Origin of the sequence: Flavobacterium fryxellicola (genome assembly GCF_900143245.1) — a bacterium.
In the GTDB taxonomy this organism is placed as follows: domain Bacteria; phylum Bacteroidota; class Bacteroidia; order Flavobacteriales; family Flavobacteriaceae; genus Flavobacterium; species Flavobacterium fryxellicola.
Genome location: NZ_FRDK01000001.1, coordinates 595,895 through 613,456, shown reverse-complemented (window position 1 = coordinate 613,456; position 17,562 = coordinate 595,895). Strand labels below are relative to the sequence as shown.

The 17,562-nt window shown below is 35.3% G+C and carries 18 protein-coding genes; 14 read left to right on the top strand and 4 right to left on the bottom strand.

All coding sequences use genetic code 11. The annotated features are described in order from the left end of the window. Positions 1 to 23: 23 nt before the first annotated feature. The 3 genes from BUA03_RS02715 to BUA03_RS02705 all read right to left on the bottom strand — a co-directional run bounded on the left by BUA03_RS02715 (position 24) and on the right by BUA03_RS02705 (position 4,513). Positions 24 to 1,895, bottom strand: a complete 1,872-nt coding sequence (locus BUA03_RS02715; RefSeq protein WP_066076040.1) for a M1 family metallopeptidase — start codon at positions 1,893 to 1,895, stop codon at positions 24 to 26. A 61-nt stretch (positions 1,896 to 1,956) separates the two neighbouring features. Further along, on the bottom strand, positions 1,957 to 3,579 hold the full coding sequence (locus BUA03_RS02710) for a S8 family peptidase (protein ID WP_066075649.1): 1,623 nt from the start codon (positions 3,577 to 3,579) through the stop codon (positions 1,957 to 1,959). 73 nt (positions 3,580 to 3,652) lie between these two features. Further along, a complete protein-coding gene (locus tag BUA03_RS02705; RefSeq protein WP_066075652.1) occupies positions 3,653 to 4,513 on the bottom strand; it encodes an MBL fold metallo-hydrolase in 861 nt (286 codons plus the stop codon). Positions 4,514 to 4,681: 168 nt separating this feature from the next. On the opposite strand from BUA03_RS02705, the gene BUA03_RS02700 reads away from it, so the two are divergent. The 6 genes from BUA03_RS02700 to sufD all read left to right on the top strand — a co-directional run bounded on the left by BUA03_RS02700 (position 4,682) and on the right by sufD (position 9,661). Beyond that, entirely contained in the window at positions 4,682 to 5,011 is a 330-nt protein-coding gene (locus BUA03_RS02700) for a HesB/IscA family protein (protein ID WP_066075655.1), read from the top strand. Positions 5,012 to 5,235: 224 nt separating this feature from the next. After that, positions 5,236 to 5,484 carry a four helix bundle protein gene (locus tag BUA03_RS02695; protein WP_245792553.1) on the top strand — a complete coding sequence of 83 codons (249 nt, stop codon included), beginning with the start codon at positions 5,236 to 5,238 and terminating at the stop codon, positions 5,482 to 5,484. A gap of 60 nt (positions 5,485 to 5,544) precedes the next feature. Then, the gene (gene sufB, locus BUA03_RS02690; RefSeq protein WP_066075658.1) at positions 5,545 to 6,993 is read left to right on the top strand and encodes a Fe-S cluster assembly protein SufB; all 1,449 of its coding nucleotides are present in this window, start codon (positions 5,545 to 5,547) and stop codon (positions 6,991 to 6,993) included. Between the two features lie 7 nt (positions 6,994 to 7,000). Continuing rightward, positions 7,001 to 7,474 (top strand): flavodoxin family protein, encoded by a 474-nt coding sequence (locus BUA03_RS02685; protein WP_066075662.1) that lies wholly within the window; start codon positions 7,001 to 7,003, stop codon positions 7,472 to 7,474. Between the two features lie 36 nt (positions 7,475 to 7,510). Continuing rightward, positions 7,511 to 8,263 (top strand): Fe-S cluster assembly ATPase SufC, encoded by a 753-nt coding sequence (sufC, locus tag BUA03_RS02680; protein WP_066075665.1) that lies wholly within the window; start codon positions 7,511 to 7,513, stop codon positions 8,261 to 8,263. An 81-nt stretch (positions 8,264 to 8,344) separates the two neighbouring features. Next, entirely contained in the window at positions 8,345 to 9,661 is a 1,317-nt protein-coding gene (gene sufD, locus BUA03_RS02675; protein WP_066075667.1) for a Fe-S cluster assembly protein SufD, read from the top strand. Positions 9,662 to 9,734: 73 nt separating this feature from the next. Here sufD and BUA03_RS02670 read toward each other — a convergent pair whose 3' ends face one another. Beyond that, a complete protein-coding gene (locus tag BUA03_RS02670; protein ID WP_066075670.1) occupies positions 9,735 to 11,087 on the bottom strand; it encodes a serine hydrolase domain-containing protein in 1,353 nt (450 codons plus the stop codon). Positions 11,088 to 11,288: 201 nt separating this feature from the next. On the opposite strand from BUA03_RS02670, the gene BUA03_RS02665 reads away from it, so the two are divergent. From BUA03_RS02665 to BUA03_RS02630, 8 genes are all read left to right on the top strand, one after another. Further along, complete coding sequence (locus tag BUA03_RS02665; RefSeq protein WP_066075672.1) at positions 11,289 to 12,503, top strand: aminotransferase class V-fold PLP-dependent enzyme; 1,215 nt, start codon at positions 11,289 to 11,291, stop codon at positions 12,501 to 12,503. 19 nt (positions 12,504 to 12,522) lie between these two features. Beyond that, positions 12,523 to 12,957 carry a hypothetical protein gene (locus tag BUA03_RS02660; protein WP_066075675.1) on the top strand — a complete coding sequence of 145 codons (435 nt, stop codon included), beginning with the start codon at positions 12,523 to 12,525 and terminating at the stop codon, positions 12,955 to 12,957. Positions 12,958 to 12,980: 23 nt separating this feature from the next. After that, positions 12,981 to 13,400, top strand: coding sequence for a SufE family protein (locus BUA03_RS02655; protein ID WP_066075678.1), 420 nt, complete (start codon positions 12,981 to 12,983; stop codon positions 13,398 to 13,400). 150 nt (positions 13,401 to 13,550) lie between these two features. Then, on the top strand, positions 13,551 to 13,907 hold the full coding sequence (locus BUA03_RS02650) for a GxxExxY protein (RefSeq protein ID WP_262489195.1): 357 nt from the start codon (positions 13,551 to 13,553) through the stop codon (positions 13,905 to 13,907). Positions 13,908 to 14,123: 216 nt separating this feature from the next. Further along, positions 14,124 to 14,447: an SUF system Fe-S cluster assembly protein gene (locus BUA03_RS02645; RefSeq protein ID WP_066075681.1), complete on the top strand. Its 324-nt coding sequence runs from the start codon at positions 14,124 to 14,126 to the stop codon at positions 14,445 to 14,447. 80 nt (positions 14,448 to 14,527) lie between these two features. After that, on the top strand, positions 14,528 to 15,040 hold the full coding sequence (locus BUA03_RS02640; protein ID WP_066075684.1) for a DUF2480 family protein: 513 nt from the start codon (positions 14,528 to 14,530) through the stop codon (positions 15,038 to 15,040). Between the two features lie 50 nt (positions 15,041 to 15,090). Further along, positions 15,091 to 15,939 carry a DUF3078 domain-containing protein gene (locus tag BUA03_RS02635; RefSeq protein WP_066075687.1) on the top strand — a complete coding sequence of 283 codons (849 nt, stop codon included), beginning with the start codon at positions 15,091 to 15,093 and terminating at the stop codon, positions 15,937 to 15,939. 390 nt (positions 15,940 to 16,329) lie between these two features. Beyond that, a complete protein-coding gene (locus BUA03_RS02630; RefSeq protein ID WP_066075690.1) occupies positions 16,330 to 17,439 on the top strand; it encodes an NAD(P)-dependent alcohol dehydrogenase in 1,110 nt (369 codons plus the stop codon). Positions 17,440 to 17,562 lie beyond the last annotated feature (123 nt).

Here is a 17,562-nt window from a genome sequence, read left to right as displayed (position 1 = left end):
AAAATTACATTTTAACTAAATATCTATTGCTTATAAACATTATTTTCTTTCTTAATATCCGCCATTAAACCACTTGGGTCGATGGTGATTTTTTTGATGGTGCTTTTAGGTTTAGCAATCATAAATTCCATGGTAGGATATGCCCAAGCCCAATCACCCAAAACTGTTCTTTTTAATGCGGGATTTGGATTTTCCTTTTTGAAACTCATCATGCGTAGGGGAATATAAAAACTTTCCATTGTTCCATCCGTATACTCCACTAACAAATCAATAGGCATTGGCATTCTCCCTATTCTTTCTAAAGTAACAATAGTTTTATCTCCAACAGCTCTTGGTTCTCTGATCCCATAATCAATTGTGTTGGTTGTTTGTGTCCAATCGGTTAAATACCAATCGAGATTTGCTCCAGAGATTTTTTCCGCTGATCTCTTGATATCATTGGGTGTTGGATGCTTGAATTTAAAATCGCTGTAATATTTTTTTAAGGATTTCATTAGATTGTCTTTCCCTATTAAATACATTAATTGTGTTAGAAAAAGTTCTCCTTTACTATACGAAGTAATGCTGTATACTCTGTTTTCATCAAAACGATCTGCATGTGTAGTTTGCGGTAATTCTTTACCGGAATTCACCATTGAAAAATAACCTGCATACGCTCCCGTAAATGGATTTTCTACTTTTTTATCGGCTATTTCATTCATTCCCAGGTCTTCTAGAAAAGAGGTGAATCCTTCATCCATCCACCCATGTTTTGATTCATTGTTAGCTAAGACATGCTGAAACCAAGAATGTGCCATTTCGTGAGCAGTTACTCCTAATAATCCATCAAAACTTCCTTGTCCTAAAATTAAGGTACACATGGCATATTCCATTCCACCATCACCCCCTTGAATCACAGAATATTGCTTATAGGGATAATCGCCAACCGTTTTGTTATAGAACTCCATTAACTGAGCCGTTTTTGGTTGCAGATTTTTCCAGTTTTGAATGTATTTTGGATTGTCTTTATACAAAAAATGCAAGTCAACGCCGTTAGGTCCTTGTACAATGTCGTGAATGTAGTTCTTATCTGCAGCCCAAGTAAAATCATGAACCATTGGCGCTTTAAAATGCCACGTCAACGTTTTTGCTTTTTTAGGAACAGTTACGACAACGCCTGAATCTTGATACCCGTGACCTATTTCGTTTTTGTTTTGCAAATAACCAGTACCTCCTAAAACGTAATCCTTATCGATTGTAATGCTGACGTCAAAATTTCCCCAAACGCCATGAAATTCTCTAGCGATATAGGGATCGGCATGCCAGCCTTCAAAATCAAATTCGGCCATTTTAGGATACCATTGTGCCATTGACAGTGCTACTCCTTCGGCATTATTCCTTCCAGAGCGACGAATTTGAATTGGAACCTGACCATCAAAAGTTAAAGTAAACGTGGTTTTTGAGTTGGGAACTATTGGCTTAGCCAAAGTAACTTCCAGAATCGTTCCTATTGTTTCTACCGAAGCAGTGCTGCCATCCTGCTTAAAATTAGTAATGTTCAGATACCCTGTTTCGTTAGGTTTCAACATTTTGATACGGCTTTGTTTCCTTTCATTTGGACCAACTTTAATCTTGTTGACCATTCGAGCATCTGGATCTCTTATGTTTTGGATTCTGGCATCCATTTCGCTTCCCGGCTGAAAAGCATTGTTATAAAGGTGGTAATACACTTTTTTTAAAGTGTCAGGAGAATTATTAGTATAGACCAGTTCCTGTGTGCCTTTGTATCTATAAGTGGATACATCCATAGTCACGTCCATTTTGTAATCTACGTGCTGTTGCCAATATCCTGTGTTTTGAGCCCATAGACTTCCAAAACTTAAAGTAAGAAAATAAAATAATAGTAGTTTTTTCATGTTTGATTTAAATAAAAATGGAAGGACAAATTGTCCTTCCATATAAAGAATGCATTAAATATTACTTAGACATTTTTTCTGCCATCAAAAAAGCATTGTAAGCATTTATGATCTTTCCTGATTGAGATAAAGTGCTAAATGAACGTGTATCTGTTGCTTTTCCACCCACAATAACATCTGTAGAAATGGCAATCCCTGAATCCATCAAAATATGTTTAACTTGTTTAGCAGATAATTTTGGATAATAAGAACGAATTAAAGCAGCAACTCCCGCTGCATTTGGCGCCGCCATTGACGTTCCCTGTAAGTACTTATACGTGTTGTTTGGAGTGGTAGCATATATTTTTACTCCAGGAGCAAAAACGTCTACATTAATTTTTCCAATATTAGAAAAACGGGCTACAACCTTATTTCCGTATTCATAGTTTAGCGCACCAATTGTAAGTACATTATCAGCAAACTCCTTTACTTTATCTTCAGAATCGTTAGGGAAATTTTCTGCATAATCAATGTCTTTAGCATCGTTTCCAGCTGCATGAACAAACAAAACATCTTTTTTCTCCGCATATTTGATAGCATCGTAAACCCATTGCTTGTGTGGAGAAAAACTTTTTCCGAAACTTCCATTGATCACTTTGGCGCCATTATCAACTGCATAACGAATTCCAAGTGCAATATCTTTGTCATACTCATCACCATCTGGTACGGCACGAATCGTAAGAATTTGAACATTATTAGCAACACCATCTCCACCTAAAGTATTGTTTCTGGTTTGCGCAACAATTCCGGCAACATGCGTTCCATGAAGAATTTCATTCTTGTCTGGTCCCATCACATTGTTGTTCCCGTATTTTGTATCTGTAATATCATTTGGATTGTCTCCTAACACTTTACGGTAGTCTGTTTTAAGGTGATCGCCATTAATAAGTGCAACCTGTTCCTCTAATTGTTTTTGAACAGCAACTTTTAAATCTGCTATTGGCAAACCATAAGAAAGCATTTGTTGCATCGTTGCCTTACTCTTTTGGGTTGCAGGCTCTTGCGAAACAATTGCCGTTACTTCCTCAATAGTATAGACTGGTTTACCAAAATGTTTTACCAAAACAGCATCTCCTGAAACAATAGCTTCTAACATTTGCTCGGAACGTGTTTTTCCCGCAACAGCATCAGCAACTTTCTTATCATTCAGTGCTTTTGCGGCTTGATACGTCGCTTCATCGACTAAGGTTTTGTCTTTTATAATTCTTTCGTATTCTAAATTCTCTTTGGTGATATCACCAAGAAAATTCCAACCGTGAATATCATCAATATATCCATTTTTGTCATCATCAATTCCGTTTCCAGCGATTTCTTTGGTATTGGTCCAAAGCACCGATTTTAAATCTTCATGTTCAATGTCGACTCCAGAATCTAAAATTCCAACAATAACTGGCACGCCTTTTTTACCTTTTAATAATTCAGTATACGCTCTGTCAACGCTCATCCCCGGAATGGTATCCGTTACAATATCTAAATGACTCCAGCGCTGTAGGTCGTTTTCAGTAATTGGCGCCTTTTTTGAAATGTTCAAAGGTGCACTTATGGCAACTAGTCCAGTAGTGTTTACTACTTGTTTTGAAGTTCCGCATCCTACTAATACCAAAAAGGCAAAAGCAGAAATGTAAATAGGTTTAATGGTATTCATTGGATTTCTATTAAGTTTTTGAAATATTTGTCTAAAATAATTTTTTTTGTTACAAATGTGGCCGTCCTTAACACTATGTTAGGATTTCGTTACAGGAAAAACGTTCTTTTAACCGAACTCCTTTTTCCGTTCGTTCCACCGTAATGATTTCGTTATGTGCATCGTGTTCCAAGAACAAATAATAATTCTGATCCGCGGCAGCATTCATGAATTTTTCCTTTTCGGGCATCGTCAATAACGGCCTAGTATCATAGCCCATTACATATGGAATGGGAATATGTCCGGCTGTAGCCAACAAATCAGCACAAAAAACAATCGTTTTATCTTGATATTGAATGTGTGGAAGCATTTGTTTCTCGGTATGACCATCAGCAAAGAAGATGCCAAACCCCAACTCAGAGGTAGATAGAAAGTCGCCTTCTGATCTTTTGATAAAATTCAACTGCCCACTTTCCTGCATCGGTAAAATATTTTCAGACAGAAAAGAAGCCTTTTCTCTAACATTAGGTTTGGTTGCCCATTCCCAATGATCTTCATTAGACCAATATTTAGCATTTTTAAATGCGACTTCATAACCGGTTTTATCAGCATTCCATTGTACGCTTCCCCCACAATGATCAAAATGCAGATGTGTCATAAAAACATCTGTAATATCATCCCGATGAAAACCATATTTTGCCAAAGATTTGTCCATCGAATGGGTTCCCCACAGCGAATAATACCCAAAAAATTTATCGGACTGCTTATTTCCCATTCCAGTATCAATCAAAATCAATTGTTTGCCGTCTTCAATCAATAAACAGCGAGCGGCAATGTCGATCAAGTTATTTTCGTCAGCGGGATTGGTTCGACTCCAAATTGTTTTTGGCACCACACCAAACATGGCGCCGCCATCCAATTTAAAATTTCCGGTTTCTATGGGATATAATTTCATGTTTTTTGTGTTTTTTGATAGGAGCCAAAGTTAAGGAATTCAAATCCTTTTAGTTGAATCAAATAGCTTTTTTCTATTTTACAATTAGTTATAAAAATGTTATGAATTATGGAACAAGCATTTTATATAGTATCTTTGTCATTAATTTAGACAAAATCAATATAAGCTATGATAAAAGTTTCTGACACTGCAAGAAAAAAAATTATCGATCTCATGAAAGATGATGGTTTTGATGCTGCAATCGACTACGTAAGAGTTGGTGTAAAAAGCGGCGGATGTTCTGGATTGTCTTATGATTTAAAATTTGATAAAACAAAAAACGAAGACGATAAAATTTTCATCGACAACGATATAACAATTGCTGTAGAAAAAAAATCTTTTCTGTACTTAGCCGGAACAATATTAGAATTTTCAGGAGGAATAAATGGTAAAGGGTTTGTATTTAATAACCCAAATGCCAATAGAACTTGTGGTTGTGGAGAGAGTTTCTCTCTGTAAATTAATTGAAAGATTTAAAAAATTGAATAATTGAATGATTAATTGCGTCGATACGTTTTTACGAAGCAACAATCTTTGAATCTTTAAATTAAGAAAATAGGACTAAATTTTTTGAAGAATTTGAAGTTCATAAAAAGGGGATTGAATTGACCAAGCTGATCTTTAAACTTTTGACCAAAACCAAACTTGAAAAGTACTTTGGTTCTAAGGAATAAATAAAAAGAGTGGTAATTTCAATTACAAATAACATCGCTGAAGGACCCGAATACAATAACAATAAACAATTTATTCGTTATTTGAAGATCGCAAAAGGCAGTTGCGCAGAAGTTAGGAACATGCTAGTTCTAACAAGAGAATTAGAGTTTTGTTCTAAAAATGAAATTCAGGAAAGCTTTATTTTGAGTGTTGAAATTTCTCAAAATATTTCCAGTTTCATTAAGTATTTAAATTCTAAATTGGAAATAAATAAATGATTTAGAAAGTATTTAAGGAATTTTTCAATCTTTAAATTTTTCAATCTTTAAATTAATAACATGAGCAAATATACAGAAGACGACTTAAAAATCGAACTCGAAACTAAAGAATACGAATACGGATTCTACACCGAGTTGGAATCGGAAACATTTCCCATTGGTTTAAACGAAGATATCGTTCGAGCGATATCGCACAAAAAAGGAGAACCACAATGGATGACTGATTGGCGTCTTGAGGCATATCGTGCTTGGGAGCAAATGACCGAGCCAGAATGGGCCAATGTACATTATACAAAACCTGATTTTCAGGCCATTTCCTATTATTCAGCTCCAAAAGCGGTAGATCCCAACAAAACATTGGACGATGTAGATCCTGAACTTTTAGAAATGTATAAAAAGTTAGGCATCTCTGTCGATGAGCAAAAAATGATGAATAATGTAGCGATGGATATCGTAGTCGACTCCGTTTCTGTAGCGACAACGTTCAAGAAAACATTAGGCGAAAAGGGAATCATCTTTATGAGTATTTCTGAAGCCATCAAAGAACATCCAGAGTTAGTTCGTAAATATTTAGGAACTGTTATTCCTCAAAAAGATAATTTTTATGCAGCATTAAACTCAGCCGTTTTCTCTGATGGATCTTTTTGTTATATTCCAAAAGGAGTTCGTTGTCCAATGGAACTTTCTACTTATTTTAGAATAAATCAAGCGGGAACAGGTCAGTTCGAGCGAACTTTACTAATTGCAGATGCAGGAAGTTATGTAAGTTATTTAGAAGGTTGCACCGCTCCAAGTCGTGATGAAAATCAATTGCACGCTGCTTGCGTAGAATTAATTGCTTTAGACGATGCCGAAATCAAATATTCTACGGTACAAAACTGGTATCCTGGGAATAAAGAAGGAAAAGGTGGGGTTTTCAACTTTGTAACCAAAAGAGGAATCTGCGAGAAAAACGCAAAAATTTCTTGGACACAAGTAGAAACAGGTTCTGCTATAACGTGGAAATATCCTTCGGTTATTTTAAAAGGAGATAATTCAACTGGAGAATTTTATTCGATCGCTGTGACTAACAATTTCCAACAAGCCGATACAGGAACAAAAATGATCCATTTAGGCAAAAACACTAAATCGACTATTATTTCCAAAGGAATTTCTGCTGGAAAATCTCAAAATAGTTACCGTGGTTTAGTGCGCATTTCGCCAAATGCTGATAATGCCCGAAATTTTTCACAATGTGATTCACTTTTAATGGGAAATAATTGTGGCGCGCATACGTTCCCATATATCGAAAGCAAAAATCCTTCGGCCAAAATAGAACATGAAGCTACGACAAGTAAAATTGGCGAAGACCAAGTTTTCTATTGCAACCAACGTGGAATCCCAACTGAAAAAGCCATCGCTTTAATCGTAAATGGTTTCAGTAAAGATGTGTTGAATAAATTGCCAATGGAATTTGCTGTAGAAGCTCAAAAATTATTGGAAATTTCTCTTGAGGGAAGTGTTGGATAATTTGAATATGGGAAACAACAAAGTTATTATTGTCGGTTCTTCCAGAAGCAATGGAAATACTACAAAAATAGTTGATAAAATTTCCACACAGATAAATGCCGATATTATTGATTTAAGAGATTATTCGATTTCCTATTATGATTATGAAAGTCATAATAGAGCCGATGATTTTTTGCCTTTACTAGCTTCAATTATTGAAAAATATGACACACTGGTTTTCGCAACACCCGTTTACTGGTATAGCATGAGTGGGATAATGAAAGTATTTTTTGATCGCTTTTCTGATTTAATTAGAATTGAAAAAGAATTAGGTCGAAAATTAAGAGGTAAAAATATGTTTGTGATTTCAAATTCTGATGATGATACATTAGATTATGATTTTCACTTGCCCTTCCGATTATCCGCAGAATATTTAGGAGAAAAGCATTTATCCTATCAAACAATAAAAGACCAAGAACATCTAAATAGTATTTTAGAATAAAAGAGAATTTAAATCCTTTTAAAATTAAAGAAACAAATGTTAAGTATAAAAAATTTACACGCCTCCATTGGGGACAAAGAAATATTAAAAGGAATCAACCTTGAGGTAAAAGCAGGAGAAATTCATGCTATAATGGGACCAAACGGTGCTGGAAAAAGTACCCTTGCGTCCATCATTGCAGGAAACGAAAACTACGAAGTAACCGAAGGTGAAATCACTCTAGATGGAGAAGATCTTAGTGAATTGGCTCCTGAAGAAAGAGCCCACAAAGGCGTTTTCCTTTCGTTTCAGTATCCGGTAGAAATTCCAGGAGTTTCAGTGACTAATTTCATGAGAACGGCAATCAACGAAACGCGTAAAGCAAATGGTCTGGAAGAAATGCCTGCCAACCAAATGCTGAAAGTGATTCGGGAGAAATCAGAATTATTAGAAATTGATCGTAAATTTTTGTCTCGTTCTCTAAACGAAGGTTTTTCTGGCGGAGAGAAAAAACGAAACGAGATTTTTCAAATGGCCATGTTAGAACCAAAATTGGCTATTCTTGATGAAACCGATTCTGGTTTAGACATTGATGCTTTGCGCATTGTTGCAAACGGAGTAAACAAACTTAAAAGCGATAAAAACGCTATTGTAGTCATTACGCACTACCAACGTTTGTTAGATTATATCGTTCCTGATTTTGTTCATGTTTTACTCAACGGTAAAATTGTAAAATCTGGAGACGCTTCTTTGGCTTTAGAGCTAGAAGAAAAAGGATACGATTGGATCAAACAAGAACAAGAAGCTTAGTAATTTGTTTAAAGTTTATAGTTTAAAGTTGCCTCGTGATAACTTTAAACTCTTAAACCTTAAACTTTAAACAATAAAGTAATGGATTTAAAAGAAAAATTATTATCGTCTTTTATGGCTTTCGAAGAACGCATCGATGTTCATTCAGAACTTCATGATGTAAGAACTTCCGCTATAAAAAACTTTGAAGATAAAGGGTTCCCAACTAAAAAAGAGGAATCTTGGAAATATACTTCGCTAAACGCCATCTTAAAAAATGACTTTACCGTTTTTTCAAAAAAAGAAAATGCAATTGAATTCAACCATGTAAAAAAATACTTTTTACACGAGATAGACACCTATAAAGTAGTGTTTATTGATGGTGTTTTCAGTTCCCATTTATCGGCAACAACGCATGAAGGAATTGATGTGTGCTTGATGTCATCAGCATTGACCAAGCCAAAATACAAAATGGTTATTGATGCTTATTTTAACCAAATCGCTAACAAAGACGATAGTTTGACTTCGTTGAATACAGCTTTTGCCATGGAAGGAGCCTATATCCACATACCAAAAAGCAAAGTAGCAGATAAACCTATTGAAATCATGTATTTCTCTACAGGAAACGAAGCGGCGCTACTGGTGCAGCCAAGAAATCTGGTGATTGTTGGAGAGAATTCTCATGTTCAAATCATAGAACGCCATCAAAGCTTGAATGAAAATCCAGTGTTAACGAATTCCGTTACGGAGATTTTTGCTCAAAAACGCGCTATCGTTGATTTTTATAAAATACAAAATGACACACTTGAAGCGAATTTAATTGACAACACCTATGTTTCCCAAAAACAGGAAAGTCACGTTTCAGTTCATACTTTTTCTTTTGGAGGAAACTTGACTAGAAACAACTTAAATTTCTATCATTTTGGCGAAAGATTGACAAGTACCTTAAACGGAATCACTATCATTGGCGAAAAACAACACGTAGATCATTATACGTTGGTGAAACATTCTACTCCAAACTGCGAAAGCTTTCAGGATTATAAAGGAATTTATTCAGATCGTTCTACGGGAGTTTTCAACGGAAAAGTGTACGTAGAAAAAGAAGCGCAAAAAACGAATGCCTTCCAAAAAAGCAACAACATTTTATTGAGCGATAAAGCGACCATAAATGCCAAACCTCAACTGGAAATTTTTGCGGATGATGTGAAATGTTCGCATGGTTGTACGGTTGGACAATTAGATGAAACCGCGCTATTCTATATGCAACAACGTGGAATCCCTAAGAAAGAAGCCAAAGCATTATTGATGTATGCGTTCTCCAATGCCGTTATCGAAAACATCAAAATACCGGAATTAAAACAACGAATCACCAAAATTATCGCTACAAAATTAGGCGTTAAAATGGGATTTGATTTGTAGTTTTTAACCGCAAAGGACACAAAGCTATACAAAAAGGGCGCAGAGTTAATATAACTTTGCGCCTTTTGCTATTTTACTTACTATGCTTTATGGAAGCGATTATCCCCTTCATGATTTCATTAAAATTAAATTCTGGAGATTCTTTTAAACCCATTCGAACCACAACTAAATCAAGTGATGGAATAATCAAAATCATTTGACCTTGAAACCCGCTGCAATAACACATGTCTCTGGGAACATCTGGGAAAAAACCGCTGGCATTAAGCCAGAAATGAGCTCCATATCTTCCATCTGACGTATTGGTTGGAGTTGCAGAGTATTTTGCCCAACCTTCGTTAAAAATTTGTTCTCCGTTCCAATATCCTTTGTGCAAATACAACAACCCAAACTTTGCCCAGTCTCGCGTTGTAGCCCAACCGTAGGAAGAACCGACGTAATTTCCTGCCATATCGGTTTCAATTACCATAGAGTTCATCCCTATTTTATCGATCAATTCCGTGTACCAAAAATCTAAATATTCCTGATGCGTTTTGAATTGCTTTCGCAAAATTCCAGAAAGTAAGTTGGTTGTTCCTGAAGAGTAATTCCACCGTGTGTTGGGTTTATGTTCCACTGGTTTGTCTCTTTGGGAACGCGTCATATCTTCTGCTTGAAAAAGCATTTTAGTAGCATCACAGATTGTGCTGTAATTCTCCACCCACTGTAAACCAGAATTCATGTGGAGCAAATCACTTGTGGAAATCAATTTTCGTTTGTCATTTGCCCATTCTGGAATTGGAGCTGGAGCATCCACATCAAATTTTCCTTGTTTCTCTAAAACTCCAAAAACGGCACTAGTAATGCTTTTTGTCATGGACCACCCCAATATTCTACTATTTTTGTCAAATCCAGTATCGTACTTTTCAGCGATAATTTTGTCTTTATAAATCACTAACAGCGACCGAGTTCTCTTATTTAATTCTCCTTTTTTATCAAAAGCATTGGCGACAGCCCCGTTTAAGTTCGTGTAATCAACATTCGTAAAAACCGTATCTTTTGGTTCTTTGTTTCCATAAGGAAAAGGAATTGTGTTGTCCGGCATACTTCTTTTAGGAACCAAATACGGTTTTGAAACATCAAAATCATCGTTGATCAAAGTGGCTCCTAGACCTTTACGGTAAATCGCTTTTCTTTCCTTCAAACCATAAACTGAGGCAACGGCAAACTGTCCAGCATCTTCAATTGTGTTGTTGGCCAAGTCAATCATATCAATATCATTGTCCCCTTTTTCAATCATGCCTTGCGAACGATGATCGATAAAATGTCCTGAAGCGATACTTTTGGCTGAAAAGCCTGAAATTAAATCTAATTTAGGATAGGTTGTGAAACCAAGATAAATGATCCCCGCCACAACGGCAAGGGCAACAAACCGGAAGAATTTTTTCATAAAGAATTATTTTGAAGCAATTTAATAAAAAGGAATCACTTTTTTGCACTAATTATGGAATGAGAAAATGAGGTTTAATTAACATCTGTTTGCTACAAATTAGTTCCAATTTCACTACTTTTGTATTTAGAAAAATTCTAAATAATGGAGCGGTAATATTCCATTGATTTATCTGAAAAAACAATAAAAACACACAGGTACATGTTAGACATACATAAAGTTAGAGCCGACTTCCCAATTCTTTCTCAGAAAGTAAATGGAAAACCGTTGGTTTATTTTGACAACGGGGCTACTACTCAAAAACCACAAGTGGTCATTGATGCGATATCAAAATATTACCAAGAAATTAATGCCAATATTCATCGCGGTGTTCACACGTTAAGCCAATTGGCCACCGATGCGTATGAAACTTCTCGTGGTAAAATTCAAAATCACATCAACGCAAAATTCGCTCATGAAGTGCTTTTTACTTCGGGAACCACACACGGAATTAATTTGGTTACCAATGGCTTTGCTTCCATCTTAAAACCAGGTGATGAGATCTTGGTTTCAGCACTAGAACACCACAGTAATATCGTGCCTTGGCAAATGTTATGCGAAAAAACTGGAGCTGTCTTACGCGTAATACCTATGAATCAGGAAGGCGAATTAATCATGGCAGACTATGATAAATTGCTATCGGATAAAACGAAGATCGTAACGGTAAATCACATTTCAAATGCCCTTGGAACTGTCAATCCTATTAAATACATGATTGATAAAGCACATGAAGTGGGAGCAGCAATTTTGATTGATGGAGCACAAGCCGTTCCGCACATGAAACCAAATGTTCAAGAACTGGATTGTGATTTCTACGTTTTTTCAGGACACAAATTATGTGGACCAACAGGCACCGGAATTTTATACGGAAAAGAAGCTTGGTTGAATAAATTACCGCCGTATCAAGGTGGAGGAGAAATGATCAAGGAAGTGAGTTTCGAGAAAACAACTTATGCCGAATTGCCCCATAAATTTGAAGCCGGAACACCAAATATTGCTGGGGGAATTGCCCTAGGAACTGCAGTTGATTATATGAATGAAGTTGGTTTTGATAATATTCAACAGCAAGAAAAAGAATTGCTAGACTATGGTACCAAACGTTTGCTAGAAATTGAAGGGTTGAAAATTTTCGGCACTGCCAAAGAAAAAACTTCCGTAATTTCGTTCAACATTGAGGGAATTCATCCATACGATATTGGTACAATAATTGACAAATTAGGAATAGCGGTGCGCACAGGCCACCACTGCGCCCAACCAATTATGACCTTCTTTAACATTCCTGGTACGATAAGAGCCTCATTTGCTTTTTATAATACCAAAGAAGAAATTGATCTCATGGTTGCGGCAGTTAAAAAAGCGCAACTTATGTTATCTTAAAAACCAAAATTAAAGCCACATGAAAATACTATCTATTTTACTCCTTACCATTTTCTTAGGCAACAGTTGCGATAGTGCTAAGGCTCAAGATATGGAAAATGTAAGTATTGAATATACTGCCAATACCAGAGGGTTTTATCAAAAAATTATCCTCAAAAATCAAACAATCACGGTCTCCAAAGACAGAGATGGAAATGATAAAACGGCACCCATCAAAATCAATGATGCCGATTGGAAAGAAGTCGTTGCTTGTTTCAAAGAGTTAGAATTAGATCGGTTATCCGAATTGAAAGCACCAACTGAAAAGCGTTTTCATGATGGTGCAGCCATCGCTAACTTGAAAATCAATTACAAAGACAAAAGCTATGAAACAACAGGTTTTGATCATGGCTTTCCGCCAAAGGAAATAAAGAAATTCGTTGCTAAGATAAATTCATTTGTTAAAAAAGAATAACACGGAAATAAAATCAGCTAATTATGAAAATTAAAGAAATACAAGACGAAATCGTTGATGAATTTTCCATGTTTGACGACTGGATGGAACGCTATGAATACATCATCGAATTAGGAAAAAAACTGCCGCTAATCAAAGAAGAATACAAAACCGAAAATAATATCATTAAAGGTTGCCAATCGAAAGTATGGTTGCAAGGGGAGCAAACAGCTGACAAAATTGTTTTCACCGCTGATAGTGATGCCATCTTAACAAAAGGAATCATCGCCATATTGATTCGGACCTTCTCCAATCAAAAAGCATCTGATATTCTGGAAGCCGAAATGGGTTTTATTGACGAAATAGGATTGAAAGAACATTTGTCGCCTACCCGTGCAAACGGTTTAGTATCGATGATAAAGAACATAAAAATGTACGCATTGGCGTTCAATGCGAAGAATTAATTTATGAACTAATAGTTTTAAACATATAAGTCATGTAAGTTTTTTAATTATGATAAACAAACACTAACCTAGTATAATCTAAACTTGACAATAATGAACATAACAAGAAGTTATCTTAAGGATTTAGTGTATTAGGTTAATGGAGCAGCAATTGAAATGTATAAAAGCATTGGTCCCGGACTTTTGGAATGCGTTTATCACCAATGTCTCAAAAAAGAATTAGAATTACGAAAAATAATGTATTCGTCTGAATTATTGGTTCCTCTAAAATATAAAGGACATGAGTTAGAATCTAAATTAAGATGTGATTTATTTATAGAAAATACTCTCGTAGTTAAATTAAAATCGGTGAACGAAATAAACCCTATTTTTGAAGCGCAATTACTTACTTATATGAATTTATTGAATGCACCTATAGGTTTGTTAATTAACTTTAATGTAAAGAACATTTGCTTCGAAGGCCAAAAAACTTTGGTAAACGAGTTTTATCGTAAACGAGATGAATAGAAAAAACGATTTAAACAGATAAGTCATATGAGTCAAAAATTTACAAACACTGAATAAAAAACTTTAATAGAAAAAACGATTTAAACATATAAGTCATATAAGATAAAAATTTATAGAAACTGAACAAAAAACTTATATTCACTTTCGTATTACTTAAAAGAAGAAACTTAAATGACTTATATGTTAATAAAAAAGTCACAAAATAAATAGAAAAAAATGGAACAAGAAATAGACACCACTGAGTTAGGAGAATCAATCGTAAAAATATTAAAGACTATTTACGATCCAGAGATTCCTGTAGATATTTACGAATTAGGACTGATTTATGACGTAATGGTCAATACGGATTACGAAGTAAAGATTTTAATGACACTTACCTCTCCTAACTGCCCAGTTGCAGAAAGTTTACCAAGAGAAGTAGAAGAAAAAGTAAAATCAATTGAGCATGTAAAAGATGCTGAAGTAGAAATCACTTTTGATCCGCCTTGGAGCAAAGACTTAATGAGCGAGGAAGCAAAATTAGAATTAGGAATGCTGTAATTAGTCCCAACGTTGAAAGTCGTAAAGTTGGAAAATAGCTGACATTATGACTTTCGACCTTTGACTTTAAGACTTCAGAAATGGAAGAAATCATAAATAAAGTAGCCAATAGTGTTTTGATAGTTTTCGATCTCGAGGATTATTATCCTAACGGAATTCGGGCGCAAATCGATATTTCGCAATGGCTTTTGGAAGGCTTTTTATTACGAGAAAAAGACTTTAGAGCGGAACTTAAAAATCATGATTGGTCCCAATATCAAGATCAGTATGTAGCGATTCATTGCAGCACTGATGCCATTGTTCCGGCATGGGCATCCATTTTGGTTGCGATTCAATTAGCCCCATTTGCAAAGAAAATCATCAATGGAACGATAGAAGATTTAGAGGCGTCTCTTTATGAAGAATTATTGCCAAAAATTGACTATTCCGTATATGAAAACAAACCTGTTATTATAAAAGGATGCTCCAGAAAACCGGTTCCGATGCGAGCTTATGTGTTATCTTCTAGTTATTTATACCCTTTTGCACGAAGCATAATGTATGGCGAAGCTTGTTCTGCCGTGCCCTTGTACAAAGCGATAAAGAAAGGATAATTTATTGTGATTTTTTTATACTTTAGTTGTGGAATTTAAAACATAAAGTCATGAAAAAAACAGCTCTTTCTTTAGTATTTTTTTTTGCCCTACTTTCTGTTACTGCGCAAGAAACAGCAACAGACACTATTCAGTTTTGGACCAAAAAAGGCACCATTTCGTTACTTTTCAATCAATCGGCGTACAACAAGCAATGGTTGGGTGGCGGAACATCGAATGTGGCAGGAAATTTTGGACTGAATTACGACCTCAACTATAAAAAAGGCGCTATCGCGTGGGATAACAAATTTATTTTGGCTTATGGTTTAACCAAAATAAAAGGAGATGAAAAAACTGCAAAAACAGATGATCGTTTAGAACTAAATTCACTTTGGGGTAAAAAAGCTACAGGAGAATGGTATTATTCCATTTTTTTTAATTTCAAAACTCAAATGGACACTGGTTTAGACAAAGATGATCGGAAGATTTCTCATTTCTTTTCTCCTGCTTATTTCCAATTTGGACCTGGTATTTGGTGGAAAAAAAGCGATAACATAAACGTCAATTTTTCTCCTGCGACGGCTAAACTTATTATCGTTCACCCTCATTTTACGGAATTTGGCCCTTCTTTTGGGGTCTTGCAAGGCGATTCAAGCCGAATTGAATTTGGAGCCAGCATTACTGCTTATTACAAGTTCAATGTAATGACTAATGTGTCTGTCGAAAATCGATTGAATTTGTATTCAAACTATTTAGACAACCCACAAAATGTTGATGTTGATTACCAAATGAATTTGTTTCTGAAAATCAACAAATACTTATCGGCTAATGTTGCGGTACAAGCTATCTATGACGATAATTCCATACAAGCCGTTCAAGTACGAGAGGTTTTTGGACTGGGGGTTAATTATGGATTCTAATTAAAGTTACATTTTAGAAAAAATCTCTTTTGAAATAGATTTCAAAAGAGATTTTATCATTTTATACGCGTTTTTAAATAGTATCATTACCAACTTACTACTTACCAAATGCTAAAGTTTATCATTATATTTAAATTTGGACTCAACACAGATATACCGCAGAGAAAGTGGCCAAGTGAAAGCCAATAGTGCGCAAGTCTTTTTGATTTTTTACCTTCCTAAATGATTGCTCAAACTTAGAATTAATGAACAGCTAAAAAACATGTAACCAGCACATTTCTAATCTATTAAAATCATTAAATTTTGCAAGAAACTAAATAAATAGTATAATAAATTCTTTTTCTAATATCCTTACTTTTAATAGCATAGTAACATTTAAATTTTTTAGTTATGGAAAGTACAATTGTAAATGATGAAGGAAAAAAAATTACAACCAAAGCCTACGGAGCGTCAGGTAGTTTTATCGGAGGAAAAACTCTTGAAAAGATGGAGATTGAAAGAAATCTACCTAAATCAGATGAAGTTTTAATTGAAATTTTGTTTTGTGGTATTTGTCATTCCGACATCCATCAAGTAAATAACGATTGGAATAACACCATTTATCCGTGTGTGCCAGGTCATGAAATTATAGGAAAAATTATCCAAACGGGTTCAGGCGTGCATAACTACGCATTACATGATATTGTTGGTGTAGGCTGCATGATTGATTCTTGTCAACATTGTAAATCATGTGAAGCAGGAGAAGAACAATATTGCTTGAGTCTTGTAGGTCCAACCATGACGTATAATGGTTATTTTAAAGCGGACGGTTCAGGATTTAATACTTTTGGAGGATTTTCAAGTCACATTGTTGTCAAAGAAAACTTTTTAGTATCCATTCCCTCTGAACTTGAGATTTCTAGCGCTGCACCAATCGTTTGTGCTGGCGTAACTACCTATTCGCCATTAAAACATTGGGGAGTAAAAGCGGGTGATACTGTTGGAATAATTGGAATAGGGGGCTTGGGTCATATGGCTGTTATGATTGCAAAAGCCATGGGTGCAACCGTTACCGCTATTACAACAAGCGAGGACAAACGAGATGCGGCGATGCAACTTGGCGCTGATTACGTGCTACTCTCTGATGATGCAGCGGATATGACAGCAAAAGAATGCACTTTTGACTTTTTACTTTGTACCATCCCTACTAGTTTTGATATTAATGAGTACATCAACTTGTTGTCACCACGTGGAACTATTATCACTGTAGGTCTTTTAGGGCCTTATGAGACCGCTACCAATAATATGGACGTTGCTAAATACGGGAGATCAATTGCGGGATCGTTAATTGGTGGTATTGCGGAAACACAAGAAGTATTGGCGTTTTGTGCTACTCATCAAATTTTACCTCATGTAGAAATAATTAAAATTCAAGATGTAAATCAAGCATTTGACCATATCAAAAATCAAGATATCCGATTTAGATATGTCATTGATATGAAATCTATACAGAATGATTAGACTCTGTTTTAAATATAACTCTTTTTGGTAAGCGAGAAGAGTTATATTTTAATTAGGTGAACTTTAATTGCTGTTTATAATCTGTGGTATTTGTTTGCGTCTAGGATACTACAGATTAGCATA

What these genes read in the sequence shown, in the direction of transcription:
- BUA03_RS02715 (WP_066076040.1), bottom strand. Translation starts at nt 1,895, where the DNA reads ATGAAAAAACTACTATTATTTTATTTTCTTACTTTAAGTTTTGGAAGT.
- BUA03_RS02710 (WP_066075649.1), bottom strand. Translation starts at nt 3,579, where the DNA reads ATGAATACCATTAAACCTATTTACATTTCTGCTTTTGCCTTTTTGGTA.
- BUA03_RS02705 (WP_066075652.1), bottom strand. Translation starts at nt 4,513, where the DNA reads ATGAAATTATATCCCATAGAAACCGGAAATTTTAAATTGGATGGCGGC.
- BUA03_RS02700 (WP_066075655.1), top strand. Translation starts at nt 4,682, where the DNA reads ATGATAAAAGTTTCTGACACTGCAAGAAAAAAAATTATCGATCTCATG.
- sufB (WP_066075658.1), top strand. Translation starts at nt 5,545, where the DNA reads ATGAGCAAATATACAGAAGACGACTTAAAAATCGAACTCGAAACTAAA.
- BUA03_RS02685 (WP_066075662.1), top strand. Translation starts at nt 7,001, where the DNA reads ATGGGAAACAACAAAGTTATTATTGTCGGTTCTTCCAGAAGCAATGGA.
- sufC (WP_066075665.1), top strand. Translation starts at nt 7,511, where the DNA reads ATGTTAAGTATAAAAAATTTACACGCCTCCATTGGGGACAAAGAAATA.
- sufD (WP_066075667.1), top strand. Translation starts at nt 8,345, where the DNA reads ATGGATTTAAAAGAAAAATTATTATCGTCTTTTATGGCTTTCGAAGAA.
- BUA03_RS02670 (WP_066075670.1), bottom strand. Translation starts at nt 11,087, where the DNA reads ATGAAAAAATTCTTCCGGTTTGTTGCCCTTGCCGTTGTGGCGGGGATC.
- BUA03_RS02665 (WP_066075672.1), top strand. Translation starts at nt 11,289, where the DNA reads ATGTTAGACATACATAAAGTTAGAGCCGACTTCCCAATTCTTTCTCAG.
- BUA03_RS02660 (WP_066075675.1), top strand. Translation starts at nt 12,523, where the DNA reads ATGAAAATACTATCTATTTTACTCCTTACCATTTTCTTAGGCAACAGT.
- BUA03_RS02655 (WP_066075678.1), top strand. Translation starts at nt 12,981, where the DNA reads ATGAAAATTAAAGAAATACAAGACGAAATCGTTGATGAATTTTCCATG.
- BUA03_RS02645 (WP_066075681.1), top strand. Translation starts at nt 14,124, where the DNA reads ATGGAACAAGAAATAGACACCACTGAGTTAGGAGAATCAATCGTAAAA.
- BUA03_RS02640 (WP_066075684.1), top strand. Translation starts at nt 14,528, where the DNA reads ATGGAAGAAATCATAAATAAAGTAGCCAATAGTGTTTTGATAGTTTTC.
- BUA03_RS02635 (WP_066075687.1), top strand. Translation starts at nt 15,091, where the DNA reads ATGAAAAAAACAGCTCTTTCTTTAGTATTTTTTTTTGCCCTACTTTCT.
- BUA03_RS02630 (WP_066075690.1), top strand. Translation starts at nt 16,330, where the DNA reads ATGGAAAGTACAATTGTAAATGATGAAGGAAAAAAAATTACAACCAAA.